Annotated in this window: 14 protein-coding genes; 10 read left to right on the top strand and 4 right to left on the bottom strand. The window is 61.4% G+C overall.

Going from position 1 to position 13,542, the window contains the following annotated elements; all coding sequences use genetic code 11:
• The first annotated feature begins 56 nt into the window (after positions 1 to 56).
• The gene (locus GJ699_RS01950; RefSeq protein ID WP_154372572.1) at positions 57 to 485 is read left to right on the top strand and encodes a hypothetical protein; all 429 of its coding nucleotides are present in this window, start codon (positions 57 to 59) and stop codon (positions 483 to 485) included.
• On the top strand, positions 482 to 739 hold the full coding sequence (locus GJ699_RS01955; RefSeq protein ID WP_154372574.1) for a hypothetical protein: 258 nt from the start codon (positions 482 to 484) through the stop codon (positions 737 to 739). Before GJ699_RS01950 ends, GJ699_RS01955 begins: the two co-directional genes overlap by 4 nt.
• Positions 740 to 814: 75 nt before the next feature.
• Here GJ699_RS01955 and GJ699_RS01960 read toward each other — a convergent pair whose 3' ends face one another.
• Positions 815 to 1,684, bottom strand: coding sequence for a pirin family protein (locus GJ699_RS01960; RefSeq protein ID WP_154372575.1), 870 nt, complete (start codon positions 1,682 to 1,684; stop codon positions 815 to 817).
• Between the two features lie 14 nt (positions 1,685 to 1,698).
• Complete coding sequence (locus tag GJ699_RS01965; RefSeq protein ID WP_154372578.1) at positions 1,699 to 2,298, bottom strand: FMN-dependent NADH-azoreductase; 600 nt, start codon at positions 2,296 to 2,298, stop codon at positions 1,699 to 1,701.
• Between the two features lie 117 nt (positions 2,299 to 2,415).
• On the opposite strand from GJ699_RS01965, the gene GJ699_RS01970 reads away from it, so the two are divergent.
• The gene (locus tag GJ699_RS01970; RefSeq protein WP_154372580.1) at positions 2,416 to 3,327 is read left to right on the top strand and encodes a LysR family transcriptional regulator; all 912 of its coding nucleotides are present in this window, start codon (positions 2,416 to 2,418) and stop codon (positions 3,325 to 3,327) included.
• Positions 3,328 to 3,330: 3 nt separating this feature from the next.
• On the opposite strand, the gene asd is transcribed toward GJ699_RS01970, so the two are convergent.
• On the bottom strand, positions 3,331 to 4,176 hold the full coding sequence (asd, locus tag GJ699_RS01975; protein ID WP_371867428.1) for an archaetidylserine decarboxylase: 846 nt from the start codon (positions 4,174 to 4,176) through the stop codon (positions 3,331 to 3,333).
• 177 nt (positions 4,177 to 4,353) lie between these two features.
• Here asd and GJ699_RS01980 point away from each other — a divergent pair, with 177 nt between their 5' ends.
• From GJ699_RS01980 to GJ699_RS02010, 7 genes are all read left to right on the top strand, one after another.
• The gene (locus GJ699_RS01980) at positions 4,354 to 6,552 is read left to right on the top strand and encodes a TonB-dependent receptor plug domain-containing protein (RefSeq protein WP_154372582.1); all 2,199 of its coding nucleotides are present in this window, start codon (positions 4,354 to 4,356) and stop codon (positions 6,550 to 6,552) included.
• Positions 6,553 to 6,580: 28 nt separating this feature from the next.
• Positions 6,581 to 6,919: a hypothetical protein gene (locus tag GJ699_RS01985; protein WP_229261892.1), complete on the top strand. Its 339-nt coding sequence runs from the start codon at positions 6,581 to 6,583 to the stop codon at positions 6,917 to 6,919.
• A complete protein-coding gene (locus GJ699_RS01990; protein WP_154372584.1) occupies positions 6,916 to 9,189 on the top strand; it encodes a GAF domain-containing protein in 2,274 nt (757 codons plus the stop codon). The genes GJ699_RS01985 and GJ699_RS01990 overlap by 4 nt, the downstream gene beginning before the upstream one ends.
• Complete coding sequence (locus tag GJ699_RS01995) at positions 9,186 to 10,100, top strand: LysR family transcriptional regulator (protein ID WP_371867429.1); 915 nt, start codon at positions 9,186 to 9,188, stop codon at positions 10,098 to 10,100. The genes GJ699_RS01990 and GJ699_RS01995 overlap by 4 nt, the downstream gene beginning before the upstream one ends.
• 170 nt (positions 10,101 to 10,270) lie before the next feature.
• Positions 10,271 to 10,564 (top strand): H-NS histone family protein, encoded by a 294-nt coding sequence (locus tag GJ699_RS02000; RefSeq protein ID WP_154372587.1) that lies wholly within the window; start codon positions 10,271 to 10,273, stop codon positions 10,562 to 10,564.
• Between the two features lie 83 nt (positions 10,565 to 10,647).
• The gene (locus GJ699_RS02005; RefSeq protein WP_154372589.1) at positions 10,648 to 11,928 is read left to right on the top strand and encodes a metal-dependent hydrolase family protein; all 1,281 of its coding nucleotides are present in this window, start codon (positions 10,648 to 10,650) and stop codon (positions 11,926 to 11,928) included.
• Between the two features lie 34 nt (positions 11,929 to 11,962).
• Positions 11,963 to 12,577: an LON peptidase substrate-binding domain-containing protein gene (locus GJ699_RS02010; protein WP_154372591.1), complete on the top strand. Its 615-nt coding sequence runs from the start codon at positions 11,963 to 11,965 to the stop codon at positions 12,575 to 12,577.
• Here the strand turns inward: GJ699_RS02010 and GJ699_RS02015 are convergent.
• Positions 12,574 to 13,533, bottom strand: a complete 960-nt coding sequence (locus GJ699_RS02015) for a DMT family transporter (RefSeq protein ID WP_154372593.1) — start codon at positions 13,531 to 13,533, stop codon at positions 12,574 to 12,576. The two genes, GJ699_RS02010 and GJ699_RS02015, sit on opposite strands and share 4 nt — an antisense overlap.
• Between the last annotated feature and the right edge of the window lie 9 nt (positions 13,534 to 13,542).

The following is a 13,542-nucleotide window of genomic DNA, read 5'->3' on the forward strand; positions in this document are numbered from 1 at the left end:
GGTATTACATATGCTTCTAAAACGCCGTGTATATCGGCGTTTTATAGGAGAAGATTATGGCATCGGACTTTTATAAGTACTTCAAGGAGAACATGGACAGCTTGGGGCTTGACTGTCCAGAAACGCTGTTTGCGACCAAAGGTGCGGCGATTCAAACGGCAACGACGCTGTTGTCGGCCATTCAGCAGCATGGCTCCAAAGTGACAGTTTCGGAATTGATCGGAGCTGGGACGGGGTTGGAGAAGCTAATTTACCTGGGGGCTTTGCGTGCTTCTTTTTATGCCGGAGCGGTGGTGGGCAGCATCGCCGTTGCCACTGGGCGAACTCTGGCAGGCGGCACGTCGCTATCCGACGTGTTGATATCTGCCCGTAGCAATAACCTGCATCGACCGTGGCTTGCGGGTGTTTTGATGCGTTGGCCCGGCATCTATAACTCCCAAGTGACCTCCAGGCAGCACTATCGTCAATCATGGAGCCGGCCATGAAGGACAGGCTCTGGCTGGTCCTGTGTGGCTGCTTTTTTGCAGTGCTGGCTTGGGCTTCCTGGCATTGGCTGGGGGACACCATCACGCTGGCGATGCTCTTGGTTTTGATATTGGGTTATGCCGTCGATAATTTTCAATTGCGGCGACAGGTGCGTGGCTTGCTGGCGGAGCGCGAGCAACGTGAGCGCAAGGGCGCGCTGCAGCGTTTGATGGCAAGCCTGCTCGCGATACGCAAAAAAAAGGGCCGGGACTAGCCCGGCCCAAGTAGGGAGAGAGGAAATTCGGCAGCCGCAGGCGGGGAGGTCCACGCCTGGCGGCTGTTGTAACAGTTACGCGTGGGCTTCTTCACCCAGTTTGCCGGCGCGGAAATCTTCCACGGCGGCGAAGATTTCGGCTTGCGTGTTCATCACGAACGGGCCGTACTGCGCGATCGGCTCGTTCAGCGGCTGGCCGGCGATCAGGATGAAGCGGCTGGCTTCGCTAGCGACTACCGCCACGCCATCGGCGCCCTTGGTGTTGGCCAAAATCGCCATGCGACCAGTCGGCACCGCTTTGTCGCCCACGTTCACCGAACCGCGATAGGTGAAGATGAAGGCGTTATGCCCCTCAGGCAGCAACTGCTCGAATGAAGCACCGGCTGGCAGCTCAACGTCGATGTACAGCGGCTCGGTGACTTCGCGCTGCACCGCGCCGTCCACGCCATGCGAACGACCGGCAATCACTTTGACCGTGGCGCCTTCCGCCGTGGTGAACACCGGCACATCGGCACCGTTAAAATCGCGATACCACGGCGCGCGCAGCTTGTCCTTGGCAGGCAGATTCAGCCACAGCTGGAAGCCTTCCATCACGCCGTCTTCCTGCTCCGGCATTTCGGAGTGAATCACACCACGGCCGGCGGTCATCCATTGCACGCCGCCGTTGGTCAGCAAGCCCTCGTTGCCGGCGCTGTCTTTGTGGCGCATGCGACCCTCGATCATATAGGTCACGGTTTCAAAGCCGCGATGCGGATGGCTCGGGAAGCCGGCGATGTAATCGTTGGCCTGGTCGCTGCCAAAGTTATCCAGCATCAGGAAGGGATCGAGGCGACGTTGCAGCGACTGGGTCAACACACGGTTGATCTTGACGCCGGCGCCGTCCATCACGGCCTGGCCCTGGATGATGCGTTCTACACTGCGTACAGTCGTTACTCGATCAGTCATGTTAATTCTCCGATTTAAACCAGAATGGCGTTGATTTCAGCTTCAGCCTGCGCTTGGGCTTTGGTTACCGCTTCAGGACCCATGCCCAAGCCTTCGGCAAACACGTACTGCACGTCGGTCAGACCCACGAAGCCGAGGAAGATCTTGATGTGTGCCAGTTGCGTGTCGGTCGGGCCGTCGCGGTGGATGCCGCCGCGCGACAGGGCCACATACACTTTCTTGCCAGTCAGCAGACCAACCGGGCCGGTAGGACCGTATTTGAAGGTCACGCCGGCGCGGGCAATCGCGTCGAACCAGCTTTTCAGCTGAGCGGTGATGCCGAAGTTGTAGGTCGGTGCGCCGATCACGATCACGTCGGCAGCTTGCACTTGAGCGATCAGAGCGTCGTCCAGTGCCACGCGGGCGGCTTGTTCGGCAGTGCGCTGATCGGCCGGGGTGAACAGGGCTTGCAGGGCAGGCTCGTCCAGCACTGGATGTGGATTGGCGGCCAGGTCGCGGCGGGTCACGGCGGCGCCTGCGTTGGCGGCGCTGATCTTGGCTACCAGAGCATCCGCCAGACGGGTGGATTCCGAACCGTTGCTACGGGCGCTGGAGTTGATTTGCAGGATGTTCATGGTGTTGCTCCTTGTATGTTGGTGAGTGCTGCGTCGATGGAGTAACTTTAATCGTTTCAAATCCAATGCGGAATACCCTAAAATGGATAACATTCATCCACCAATGGAACAATCGGTATGGAAATCGACCCTGGAGACCTGCTTTTGTTTGCCCGCATCGTTGAATGCGGCAGTTTCAGCCTGGCGGCGGAGCGGGTGCAGCTGCCCAAATCCACGGTTTCGCGCCGCATCACGCTGCTGGAGGGCAAACTGGGCGAGCGCCTGCTTCAACGCACCACGCGCAAGCTGGTGCTGACCGAATTCGGCGCCAGCCTGCTGGAGCACGCGCGCAAGGTGGCGGACGAGACCGAGGCGGCCGGCGCGCTGGCCCAGCATCGGCAGGGGGCGCCTAGCGGGCTGTTGCGGGTGTCGATGCCGGCCGACTTCGCCAACATCGCGGTCAGCGCGGTGCTGGCGCGCTTTCTGGACCGTTATCCTGCCATTTCGATGGAACTGGATTTGTCGCCGCGCCGGGTCGATCTGGTGGCAGAGGGATTTGATCTGGCGATCCGCATGGGCAATCTGCCGGATGACGCCACGCTGGCGGCGCGGCGCATCACCTTCAGCTCGCTGGCGCTGTACGCCTCGCCGCTGTACACCAATCTGCGCGGCTTGCCCGAGCATCCGGATGATTTGTTCAAGCACGATTTGTTGAGTCTGCCGCCCCGGCTGAACGGGCTGATCCGCTGGCATCTGTTGCGCGGCAAGACTTCGTGGGAGCGCGAATTGCCGGTGCGGCTGCTGGCCAATTCGCCGGAACTGCTGGTGCGCATGGCGGCCACCGGCATTGGTATTGGCGCTTCAACCGAGGCGATCGCGCGGCCGTATCTGCAAACGGGGGAGCTGGTGCGGGTGCTGCCGGAATGGGCGTTTCCGCAAGTGACGGGGTGGGCGGTGTTTCCCGGGCGGCGGCTGATGCCGGCCAAAACCCGGGTGTTCATCGATGCGCTGGAGGCGGCGTTTGCGAACGACTCGCCGGGTGGCATCTGAGACTTATTTCAGCTGGCCCATTTCTTCGCCCAGCTGAATGGCGGCGCCCGGCTGCCAGGCTGGATTGAACTTCAGCACATCCTTCTGGAACAGCATCACCACGGTGGAGCCGAGCAGGAAGCGGCCCAGTTCATCGCCTTTTTTCAACACGATATTTTGATCGTGATAGGTCCACTCGGTCACCTGCGGCAGACGCGGCGGGTTGACCAGGCCATGCCACACGGTCGCCATGCTGCCGACGATGGTGGCGCCAACCAGCGTCATCACGAACGGGCCGTGAGCGGTATCGAACACGCACACCACGCGCTCGTTGCGGGCGAACAGGCCGGGAATGCCGCGCGCCGTGGTCGGGTTGACCGAGAACAGCTCGCCCGGCACATAAATCATGCGGGTCAGCTTGCCATCGATCGGCATGTGGATGCGGTGGTAATCGCGCGGGCTCAGGTACAGATTGGCGAAGCTGCCGTGCTGGAACTGCGCGGCCAGTTGGGCATCGCCGCCGACCAGCGCGGTGGTGCTGAATTGATGGCCCTTGGCCTGGAAAATCTGATCGTCTTCAATCGCGCCGAACTGGCTGATGCGGCCGTCGACCGGGCAGACGTACTCGGCTGGCGCCAGCGGACGCGCGTCCGGGCGCAGCGCGCGGGTAAAGAATTCGTTAAAAGTCTTGTAATTCTCGATATTTGGATCGAGCGCCTCGGCCATGTTGACGTTGTAACGGCCGACGAACCAGCGGATCAACCAGGTCGTTTTATTGCCAGCCCGGGCGCCGGCGATGCGACCGGCGAGATTGGTCAGCGCTCCCTTTGGAAGCAAATATTGCGGCAATACGGCAAGACGGTCGGACACGATAACAATCCATACAAATTAACGATCGCGCATTATAGCGCCCACTCCGGGGTCAGGTCCGCCATTTCAACATGAGCTCGTGTAGAAATGATGGACCTGACCCCGGAGTTATGATTTGCTAAACATTTTTGGCTTGGCAAGGCATAATGGTTAGGTTTCCAATTGCGAGTTCTTATCATGCCTATTCGTTTGACGCAGATTGCCGCTGCTGTTGCCGCGCTCAGTTTTGTTGCTCATGCCCGTGCGGAGGTGGAGCAGCCTAAACAGGAGGAGGTGCAGAAGGTTGAGATCAAGGGTTCGGCCGCGAAATACGATGCGCGGCGGGATGATACGGCCAGCAAGACGGTGGTTAGCGCGGAGGAGATTCAGAAGTATGGCGATACTTCGGTCAATGATGTGCTCAAGCGCTTGCCTGGCATTACTGTTGGCGGCGCGGCCGGCCGTAGCGGCGGTGAGGTCCGTATGCGCGGCCTCGGCGCTGGCTATACGCAGATTCTGATTAATGGCGAGCGCGCGCCAGCCGGCTTTTCTATCGATACGCTGGCGCCGGATGTGATCGAGCGCATCGAGGTGCTGCGCGCCGCCAGCGCGGAATTCAGTACGCAGTCGATCGCGGGCACGATCAATATCGTGCTGAAGAAGGCGCTTAAGCCGGCTCAACGCGAGCTTAAACTCAGTGAATCCAAGAGCAGTCACGGCAGTTCGCCCAGCATGAGCTTGCAGATGTCGGACCGCAGCGGTACGACTTCCTATTCGTTCGGCGGCAACGCCTGGCGCTTTATGTATGACCGCATTACGCCTAGCTGGGAAAATGGTACCGACGCAGATGGCGTCCCCAATCTCGCGCGCGCTTCGACCTGGCAGGATGCCGGTCGTGGCGATGGTTTCAATCTGTCGCCGCGCATTAACTGGGCGCTGGATGGCGGTGATACGCTGACTTCGCAAAGCTTTTTCAATTTCAATCGCTTTGCCAGCAGCAGCCACAGCCGTACGGACACGGCCTTCGGCGCCGGCCCCGACTATGATCGCATCGACAGCACTTACAGCAACCACAACGGCTTCGGCCGCACCGATCTGAACTGGGTGCACAAGCTGGAGGAGGGCGCCAAGCTGGACCTCAAAGCTGCCGTCAGCGATGCCCGCAACAGCGCGGATTCGCTGCAAATCGGCGGTAACGACGGCTTGTCGGCCACGCTGCTGCGCACTGTCCATTCGGAAAGCGAGGAGCAGGGCTTCAGCACGCAGGGCAAGTACACCACGCCATTCGTTTTCGGCACGCCGTCGCAAGGCCAGGAGGCGACCGAGCATGCGCTGTCGCTGGGCTGGGACGCCGGCCTGACCCAGCGCGACGATACCCGCGTGCAGCGCGATGCCGATCTGCCCGGCAGCACACCGGTCAACAGCGATGAGGGTTTCAACGCCAAGGTCACGCGGCTGGCGCTGTACGGCCAGGATGAATGGAATATCACGCCGCTGTGGTCGGTCTACACCGGTCTGCGCTGGGAGGGCTTGGATACCCGTGCCGACGGCGGCAGCATCGATCCGGTGCAAAACCGCTCCAGCGTATTCAGCCCGCTGATGCAAACCCTGATCAAGCTGCCCAACAAGAAGGATCAGTTCCGGTTGGCGCTGACCCGCACCTACAAAGCGCCCACCACCGCCGCGCTGATTCCGCGCAAGTTCACCTCGACCAACAACAGCCCGACCGATCCCGACCGTCGTGGCAATCCCGATCTGAAGCCGGAACTGGCGCTGGGACTGGACGCATCGTTCGAACATTACTGGGGCGATGGCGGCCTGCTGAGCGCCAGCGCTTCGGTGCGCCGGATCGAAAACTACACGCACCAGGGGCTGTTCTACCAGGACCAGCGCTGGGTCCAGACCGCCATCAACGACGGCAACGCCGAAACCCGTGGCATCGAGCTGGAAGCCAAGTTCCCGGCCAGCGCGCTGATCGATCACGCGCCCAAGCTGGACTTGCGCGCCAGCGTCAGCCGCAACTGGTCGCGCGTCGACAGCGTGCCCGGCCCGGACAACCGGCTCGATCAGCAAGTGCCGCTCAGCGCCACGCTCGGCATCGATTACAAGACGCCGGACGGTCAGTTCAGCACCGGCAGCAATTTCAGCTTCCGCAACGGCGGCCTGGCGCGTATCAGCGGTACTCAAGGCGGCTACACCTCGGTGCGGCGCGATCTCGACGTCTACGCGCTGTGGAAGCTGGATCCGCAAAACAATCTGCGGGTCGCGGTCTCCAATCTGTTGGCTCAGGACTACACCACCGAAAGCCTGTACAACGACGCCAACGGGAGCCTTAACCGTACAACCGTGGCCAGCGGCGAAACCCAGCTGCGCGTGACCGTGGAACGCCGCTTCTGAGAATGGTATGATTCCTCGGTGAATTCTTTTGCCGGGGAATACCCTGAATTCGTCAGACGCAACCGATGTTCTCCAGCCTGAGCTGGCCGAGGTGCGGGATTTGCAGCGCACCGTGGTGGCCTTGCGCGCCGCGTTGGAGCAGGCGCAGCAGGACGGTCAGCGCCAGGTGCAGGATGCGCTGTCGGCCGCCCAGGCCGAGATTCGGCAATTGCGCGACACTATCGTCGCGCTGCGCAACAGTCTGGAGAGCGCCACCCAGCAGCACAACGATGCGCTGCAGACCGCCGCCGCCGGTCACCGCGCCGAACTGACCCAACTGCAAGACACCATCCGCGCGCTGCGTGCCGTGCTGGAGGACGCCAAATGAGCGCCGACGACCAGCCGGCGCTGCATGCGGCCCAGCGCAAGCGTCTGCGCCAGGTCGAGCTGTTGCTGGAAGTGTCGCGCCGCATGGCGGCTTACGATACGCTGGACGAAATCCTGATCGCGCTGGTCGAAGTCACCACCGAAGAACTGAACGCCGAACGCGGCACACTATTCCTCAACGACGCTGAAACCGGCGAACTGTTTTCGCGCGTGGCGCAGGGTCAGGGCCAGCGCGAAATCCGCATCCTCAACCACAGCGGCATTGCCGGCCACGTCTTCAGCACCGGTGAATCGCTGATGATCGCCGACGCCTACGCCGATCCGCGCTTCAACCGCTCGATCGACGAGCAGACCGGCTTCGTCACCCGCAACATCCTGTGTGTGCCGATCCGCACCGTGAAGGGCGAGATCATCGGCGTCTCACAGACGCTGAACAAGCGCCGTGGCAAGTTCAGTCGCGCCGATCTGCAACTGCTGGAAGCGCTGACCACCCAGGGCACGCTGGCGCTGCAAAGCGCGCGCTTCCTGGAAAGCATGAAGAAAATCCGCCGCCAGGAAATGGAGTTCATCGACGTGGTGTCCGAAGTCACGGCCGACATCAAGCTCGGCTCGCTGCTACAAAAGGTGATGAGCGAGGCCACGCGCCTGCTCAACGCCGAGCGCTCGACGCTGTTCCTCAACGATGAAAAGACCGGCGAGCTGTGGTCGGAAGTGGGGCAGGGCCTGGAATCGCTGCAGATCCGCCTGCCCAACAATGCCGGTATCGCCGGTGCCGTGTTCAGCTCGGGGAAGACCATCAACATCCCGTACGCCTATGCCGATCTGCGCTTCAATCCGGCGTTCGACAAGCGCACCGGCTATTTCACGCGCTCGATCCTGTGCGTCCCCATCGTCAACAAGGCTGGCAAGATCATCGGCGTGACGCAGGTGCTGAACAAGCGCGGCGGCCCGTTCAGCAACGAAGACGAATCGCGGCTGCGCGCTTTCACCGCGCAAATCTCGATCGCGTTGGAAAATGCCAAGCTGTTTGCCGATGTCCAGCAGATCAAAAACTACAACGAGGCCATGCTGGAATCGATGTCGAATGGCGTGATCACGCTGGATGGCCAGGAGAATATCGTCACCTGCAACCAGGCTGGGCTGCGCATTCTGCGCACCAGCGCTTTCGCCATCCTCGGCCGCCCGGCCGGCGAATTCTTTAGCGCCGCCAATGGCTGGATCATGGACCGGCTGCGCCAGGTCGAGGTCCACGAATCCGCCGAGCACCTGATGGACGTGGAGCTGGTGCTGGGCGACGACACCCGCTCGGTCAACCTCAGCGTGCAGCCACTGCTGACGATGGAAAAGAAGCGCATCGGCTGGATGCTGATGATCGAAGACATTTCCAGCGAAAAGCGGCTGCGTGCCACCATGTCGCGTTACATGGACCCCGGCATCGCCGATCAGATGGTGGCCAACGGTGCTGAAATGCTGGGTGGGAAAAACGTCCACGCCACAGTGCTGTTTTCCGACATCCGCAGCTTCACCACCATCACCGAGCAACTGGGCGCGCAGGGCACGGTGGCGCTGCTGAACGAATACTTTACGCTGATGGTCGACTGCATCCAGCGCGAAGAGGGCATGCTGGACAAGTTCATCGGTGATGCCATCATGGCCGCCTTCGGCATTCCGGTGGCGCACGAGGACGATGCCGACCGCGCCGTGCGCACCGCCATCGCCATGGTCAACGCGCTACATGTCTGGAATCTGGCGCGGGCGGGCGAGGGCAAGCCGCCGGTCGAGATCGGCATCGGCCTGAATACCGACCAGGTGGTGTCCGGCAATATCGGCTCGAAGAAGCGCATGGACTACACCATCATTGGCGATGGCGTGAACCTGGCGGCGCGGCTGGAATCGGCCTGCAAGCAGTATGGCGCACGCATCCTGATGAGCGAGTTCACCTACCGGGCGTTGCGCGGCACCTACCGCGCGCGCGAAATCGACATCGTGGTGGTCAAGGGCAAGACGCGGCCGGTATCGATTTACGAAGTGCTGGACTACCACAACGAAGACAGCTACCCTGCGCTGGCCGAGGCCATGGGGCTGTTCCGCAACGGCCTGCAAAGCTATCGCAAGCGCAACTGGGCCACCGCCCAGCGCCTGTTCGAGGATGTGCTGACGCTGAACCCGCGTGACCAGATCGCTGAACTGTACGTCGACCGCTGCCGCCACATGGCGGTCAATCCGCCGCCGTCCGACTGGGACGGCACCTTCATCATGGAATCGAAGTGAAAATACCCAAGAGTACGCTGGAACAATGGCAGGTGCTGCAAGCCATCGTTGAATGCGGCGGCTACGCGCAGGCGGCCGAGGCGCTGCATCGCAGCCAGTCCTCGGTCAGTTACATGGTGGCCAAGCTGCAAGAGCAACTGGGCGTCGAGCTGCTGGAAATCGACGGTCGCCGTGCCCGGCTTACCAAGAACGGCGAAGCGCTGTTGACCCGCGCCCGCGAGCTGCTGGGTGATGCCTTTCAGTTGGAGCAACTGGCCGGCAGCCTGGCCGAGGGCTGGGAGCCGCAGGTCAGCATCGCGGTCGACAGTCTGTTCCCGGTCGAATTGCTGGTGCAGGTGCTGCGCGACTTCGAACCCTGGGCGCGCCACACCCGCGTCAATCTGGAGGAAACCGTGCTGTCCGGCTCCGAGGATGCGCTGCTGGAAAAGCGGGTCGACATTGCCATTGTCAGCCGCATCCCGCCCGGTTTTCTCGGCGATGCGTTGATGGACATCGAATTTATCGCGGTGGCCCACCCTTGTAATCCGCTGCACGCGCTAGGGCGCGATGTCGAGGTCGATGATTTAAACCGCAACCTGCATATCGTGGTGCGCGATTCCGGCACGCTGAATCCGCGCGATCACGGCTGGTTGAGTAGTAATCAGCGCTGGACCGTCACCAGTCCGCACACCCGAATGGAAATGATTTGTAATGGCATAGGTTTTGGCTGGCTGGCGGCGCACAAAATCCAGAAACAGCTGGAGCAGGGCTTGCTCAAGCCTTTGCCATTGCGAGTCGGGCAGCGGCAGAAATTATCCTTATCGCTGGTGGTGGCGAATCCCGAAATAGCCGGCCCGGCCACCTGCCGGCTGGCGAATTTAATCCGCAAGGTGGTGCGCGAGGGGATACAGCCACGGCCCTTGTGCGAATGATATATTTCTAAAACAGTGGTAGAAAATATTCACTTTTATAGCTATATTGAATTTTGTTAGGATATATCTGGAGTATCTCCGCAAAGTTATGGTAAATTGCGGCTATCGAATCTCACAGATTGTCACTTGAGGTTTTCTAAGTATCCAACCCATCGTTCAGAGGAATTAAGATGACGACTTACCAGGAATACAAAGCGAAGATCGCTGAACTGGAGAACCTGGCAGAAAGCGCCCGTAAAAACGAGATCGCTGAAGCCAAAGAGAAAATCGCTACCATCATGCGCGATTATGGCCTGGGCTTGGCCGACCTGGGTGGTGTAGCCACCAAAACCAAGGTCTCGAAACCACGCGCACCGGTGCCAACCAAGTACCGCGACGACGCCACCGGCCAGACCTGGACCGGCCGTGGCCGCGCTCCGAAATGGCTGGAAGGCAAGAATAAAGATGATTATCTGATTAAGTAATTCTCCTTCATTCTCAAAAGCTGGTCAGTCTGGTTTATATCGTATAAACCGGCTACCAGCTTTTTTCTTTTTATGGCGCACTCATGAAGCGTAGCCGGGCCACGGTCTTATTCTCGCTGTTTATTGCGATATTCTCATCGGCGACGCAGGCTGCCGATACCTTGTTAAGCCCGGCGCGGGTGTGGACCGGCGATGGCGCCGCGCACGCCAATTGGGCCGTGCTTATCTCCGGCGACAAGATCGCGGCGGTCGGCCCGGCCGATAAAATGAATATTCCGGCCGGCGCCGAGCGTATCAGCCTGCCGGACGCCACGCTGATCCCCGGTTTAATGGATTTGCACTCGCATGTGCTGCTGCATCCATATAACGAAACCTCGTGGGACGATCAGGTGTTAAAGGAAGCGGTGGAATACCGCACCTTGCTGGCGGGCCGTCACGCCGCCGCCACATTACAAGCGGGATTTACCACCTTGCGCGACCTTGGCACTGAAGGCGCCAACTATGCCGATGTTTCGATTAAAAAGGCGATTAATGACGGCGTGATCGCCGGCCCGCGTTTATTCATCGCCACCCGCGCCATCGTTGCCAGCGGTAGTTACGGCCCCTCGCCACGCAGTTACCGCGACGATATTGACCTGCCGAAAGGCGCGCAGGAAGCCAGCGGCGTTGACGAAGTGGTCAAGGCGGTGCGCGAGCAGGGCGCGCATGGCGCCGACTGGATCAAGGTCTACGCCGATTACCGCACCGGCGCCGACGGTAGCCCGCACGCCACCTTCAGCCAGGCCGAGCTGGACGCGCTGGTGCGCACCGCCCACGAGTCCGGCCGCAAAGTGTCCGCCCACGCCAGCACCGACGAAGGCATGCGGCGCGCCACGCTGGCCGGCGTCGACACGATCGAACACGGTTACGGCGGCAGCGAAGCCACCTTCAAGCTGATGGCCGAGCGCCATGTCGCCTATTTCCCGACGCTGACTGCGCCCGAGGCGACCAGTGAATACTTCCAGAAGTATCAGCGCGGTGGCTCACCAACGCCATCGATGCAGGCCGCCGCGCGCGCCTTCCAACTGGCGCGCAAGCTCGGCGTCACCATCGGCAACGGCAGTGACGTCGGCGTGTTCGCGCATGGCGACAACGCGCGCGAACTGGCGTGGATGGTGCGGCTGGGCATGACGCCCACCGAGGCGCTGCGCGCCGCCACCGTGGTCAATGCCGCCGTGCTGGAACAGTCGGCCACGCTGGGCCAGATCAAGCCCGGCTACCTGGCCGATCTGGTGGCGGTGCGTGGCGATCCCACCCAGGACATCGAGGCGCTGCGAACTGTCCAATTAGTAATGAAAGGCGGCATGATTTTCCGCCGCCCGTGAGCCGGACCGGTCCATTTCATGCGATCATGTAGGGATGGCTTCTATACCACTATTTCCTCTGAAAACCATTCTGTTTCCTGACGGACATTTGCCGTTGCAGGTGTTTGAAGTGCGCTACCTGGATCTGGTCAAGCGCTGCATCGCCAAAGGGGAGGAGTTTGGCGTGGTATCGCTGCTGGACGGCAGCGAAGTGCGGGTGCCGGACCAGCACGAAACCCTGTCCGGCGCTGGCACCATGGCGCGCATCGTCGACTGGAGCGCGCCGCTGCCGGGACTGCTGCAAATCTCCTGCATCGGCACCACGCGCTTCCAGGTCAAATCGGCCGAACAGCTGAAGCACGGCCTGTGGATGGCCGAGGTGGACGAGGTTGCCGAAGACATGGTGGTGCCCATCCCTAGCGAACAGCAGGACGTGGCCAACGCGCTGGGCGCGCTGATCCGCTCGCTGCAAAAGAAACAGATCTCCACCGCCAATATGTCGCTGGCGCCGCCGTACCGGCTGGACGAAGCCGGCTGGGTGGCCAATCGCTGGTGCGAACTGCTGCGGCTGGATCTGGAAGAAAAGCAGCGCCTGCTGCTGCAGGAAAATCCGGTGCTGCGCCTGGAGCTGGTGCAGGACGTGCTGGCCGAGAACGGCCTGCTGGATTAATCCGCGTGCGCCTCGCTGGGGTCTTCCAGCGCGTGGATCCGCACTGACCACATCACCCCCGCCACCAGTAACAGCATCGCCGCCACCTCCAGCGTGCGCGGCAACTGCTGCTTGTAGATAAAGCCGTACAGCAGCGCGAACAGCGTCTCGAACAGGATCAGTTGGCCGGACAAAGTCAGCGGCACCTTGCGGCTGGCGATATTCCACAAATGGTTGCCGATGGCCGAGGCGCCCAGCGCGATCACCGCGTTGACCAGCCAGAACAGACCCCAGTCGCGGCCACTGGCCGCCCCGGCCGCGCCGGTCACATCGCCATGGAACACGGCCAGCGCCACCAGCGCGATCACCAGCGCGATCAGGCCGCTGGACACGCCGTACAGCGCCGACCATTCGCCGCTGCTGAAATGCGGATTGCGTTTCAGGTAGCGCGCGTTGTCGACTGAGTACCAGGTCCAGCAGGCCAGTGCACCGGCCGCGCACAGCACCCCGAGCAGCTTCCACGCCAGCGGCATGCCGTTGCCGCTGTCATGCGTGAAGACGTCGACGTTGATGCAGGCGATGCCGGCCGCCACCAGCAGCAGCGGCCAGGTCAGCTGTTTCAGCGGCACCGAGCCATGGTCCTTGTGGCCGATCAGCGTGACCGAAATCGGCAGCACGCCGATAATCAGCGAGGTCGCCGCCACGCCGGCAAATTTGACGCCCAGCGCAAGCAGCATGTAGTAGACGATGTTGCCGGCCAGCGCATGCTTGACCATGGCGACAATGTCGGCGCGATCCAGCCGGCGCAGCAGCGGCGGCAGGCGCCCGGCCATTACGCTGGCGGCGATCAGGCCATAGGCGATGTAGCGCCCGCACGCCATCTCCAGCGGCGAAAACGCGCTGAGGAACACCGGTGCCACAAACACCATGCCCCACAGGGCACCGGCCAGCAAGCCACACAACACGCCTTGCCACATGGTTTTACG

Origin of the sequence: Duganella guangzhouensis (genome assembly GCF_009674535.1) — a bacterium.
Classification (GTDB): Bacteria; Pseudomonadota; Gammaproteobacteria; order Burkholderiales; family Burkholderiaceae_D; genus Rugamonas; species Rugamonas guangzhouensis.

Excerpts from the sequence above, each read along its gene's own strand:
- GJ699_RS01950 (WP_154372572.1), top strand. The coding sequence starts at position 57 with ATGGCATCGGACTTTTATAAGTACTTCAAGGAGAACATGGACAGCTTG.
- GJ699_RS01955 (WP_154372574.1), top strand. The coding sequence starts at position 482 with ATGAAGGACAGGCTCTGGCTGGTCCTGTGTGGCTGCTTTTTTGCAGTG.
- GJ699_RS01960 (WP_154372575.1), bottom strand. The coding sequence starts at position 1,684 with ATGACTGATCGAGTAACGACTGTACGCAGTGTAGAACGCATCATCCAG.
- GJ699_RS01965 (WP_154372578.1), bottom strand. The coding sequence starts at position 2,298 with ATGAACATCCTGCAAATCAACTCCAGCGCCCGTAGCAACGGTTCGGAA.
- GJ699_RS01970 (WP_154372580.1), top strand. The coding sequence starts at position 2,416 with ATGGAAATCGACCCTGGAGACCTGCTTTTGTTTGCCCGCATCGTTGAA.
- GJ699_RS01980 (WP_154372582.1), top strand. The coding sequence starts at position 4,354 with ATGCCTATTCGTTTGACGCAGATTGCCGCTGCTGTTGCCGCGCTCAGT.
- GJ699_RS01990 (WP_154372584.1), top strand. The coding sequence starts at position 6,916 with ATGAGCGCCGACGACCAGCCGGCGCTGCATGCGGCCCAGCGCAAGCGT.
- GJ699_RS02000 (WP_154372587.1), top strand. The coding sequence starts at position 10,271 with ATGACGACTTACCAGGAATACAAAGCGAAGATCGCTGAACTGGAGAAC.
- GJ699_RS02005 (WP_154372589.1), top strand. The coding sequence starts at position 10,648 with ATGAAGCGTAGCCGGGCCACGGTCTTATTCTCGCTGTTTATTGCGATA.
- GJ699_RS02010 (WP_154372591.1), top strand. The coding sequence starts at position 11,963 with ATGGCTTCTATACCACTATTTCCTCTGAAAACCATTCTGTTTCCTGAC.
- GJ699_RS02015 (WP_154372593.1), bottom strand. The coding sequence starts at position 13,533 with ATGTGGCAAGGCGTGTTGTGTGGCTTGCTGGCCGGTGCCCTGTGGGGC.